Raw genomic sequence first — 1248 nt, 5'->3', positions numbered from 1 at the left:
AACGGACATGATAATAATCATATAGATGAATATAATACTTTTAGAAATTTATTAATAACTCAAGAAAGAATATTTCAACAATTGATTAATGCTCTTTTTAATCATAGTTCAGAAACAGAAATTAATTTTTTGTTTAATCAAATACAACAAACACACCAACAAATAATAACTTATCAACAAAGACAACTCAATAATCAAGAACGAATGTTAAGAAATTTTGATAATAATATGACAAGAATTCAATTGGAAAGGGAATATTTATTGTTAACACGAGAGATGACTTTAACCATTAATAATACACCATTTTATGCTTCAGAAGAACAAATAAATACTTTAAGAAATATTCAAACAAGAATAGATCAAAATCAAAGACAAATAAATATCATTAGAAATCAAATACAAAATAACCAAAATCAACCAAGAAATAACAGAAGACGTTAAAAAAATTAAATTTTTTATTTATTTTAATCACAAACCAAGACCCTCTTAAGGGTCTTTTTTTATTTAACAACACACAAATCTTGGAAAGGAAATAAAACTTTTAACAACTAAAAAATTAAATTGGTAAAAAACAAGTGTTTATTGCTGCATTATTTTAAAGTCACTTTTATCTTTATGTTTTCTTTTACTATGAAAACAAAATTCCTTGGTTTACTACAGGAATTAATAACTTGATTAATATTATTACATCAATTATCCCAGGAGGAAAATAATTATGAAAATTCAAACTAAAAATAAAATTTTTACCACTTTAGTGGTTTTTATCAGTTTATTTTTTACCATCGCTTCACTTTGTGCCTTAAGTAATTACTTTGCTCAACAAAAAAAAGAGACAATTCAATTAATGAATAACTTTCCTTCTTTTACTATTAAACGAACAGGGGGAAATAATGAAGATAAAATCCTTTTAACCATTTCCCTACTAAACTTAAACTAACAAAAATATCAACATTTAATTACAATCAATCATTAAGCTACTTTAAATACCAACGGAATGGCACTTACCACTCCTTTATATTTTAAAATATCTATTCATTATGAAACAAACCAAACTATCATCAATCCTGAACAATATTTTTCTTTATCATTCAAAGTTAACGATCAAAAATATGAAGATACTCACCGTCCTTTAATGACTTTAGAAAATGGGATTGGAACTATGAAAATCTAAATCAGCATCGAACAAAAAGAAATTATCAAAACTAATAATCCTCAATTAGCATTAATTTGTGATTACGAATTAGTTGA

Annotated in this window: 3 protein-coding genes; all 3 read left to right on the top strand. The window is 24.4% G+C overall.

Features of this window, described 5'->3' with window-relative positions:
- Positions 1–441 (top strand): hypothetical protein (locus AlmWB_RS01865; RefSeq protein ID WP_050337154.1); only part of this gene is annotated, 441 nt, incomplete at its 5' end.
- Between the two features lie 274 nt (positions 442–715).
- On the top strand, positions 716–937 hold the full coding sequence (locus tag AlmWB_RS01800) for a hypothetical protein (protein WP_050337151.1): 222 nt from the start codon (positions 716–718) through the stop codon (positions 935–937).
- Between the two features lie 57 nt (positions 938–994).
- Entirely contained in the window at positions 995–1171 is a 177-nt protein-coding gene (locus AlmWB_RS01795) for a hypothetical protein (protein ID WP_157022379.1), read from the top strand.
- The last annotated feature ends 77 nt before the right edge of the window (positions 1172–1248 follow it).

This window comes from Candidatus Phytoplasma phoenicium (genome assembly GCF_001189415.1).
Classification (GTDB): Bacteria; Bacillota_I; Bacilli_A; order Acholeplasmatales; family Acholeplasmataceae; genus Phytoplasma; species Phytoplasma phoenicium.
The sequence above is the reverse complement of the archived record's forward strand: the minus strand, read 5'-3'. Positions and strand labels throughout refer to the sequence as shown.

Bases quoted from the DNA above. Each gene is read 5' to 3' on its own strand.
- AlmWB_RS01800 (WP_050337151.1), top strand. From the start codon at position 716: ATGAAAATTCAAACTAAAAATAAAATTTTTACCACTTTAGTGGTTTTT.
- AlmWB_RS01795 (WP_157022379.1), top strand. From the start codon at position 995: ATGGCACTTACCACTCCTTTATATTTTAAAATATCTATTCATTATGAA.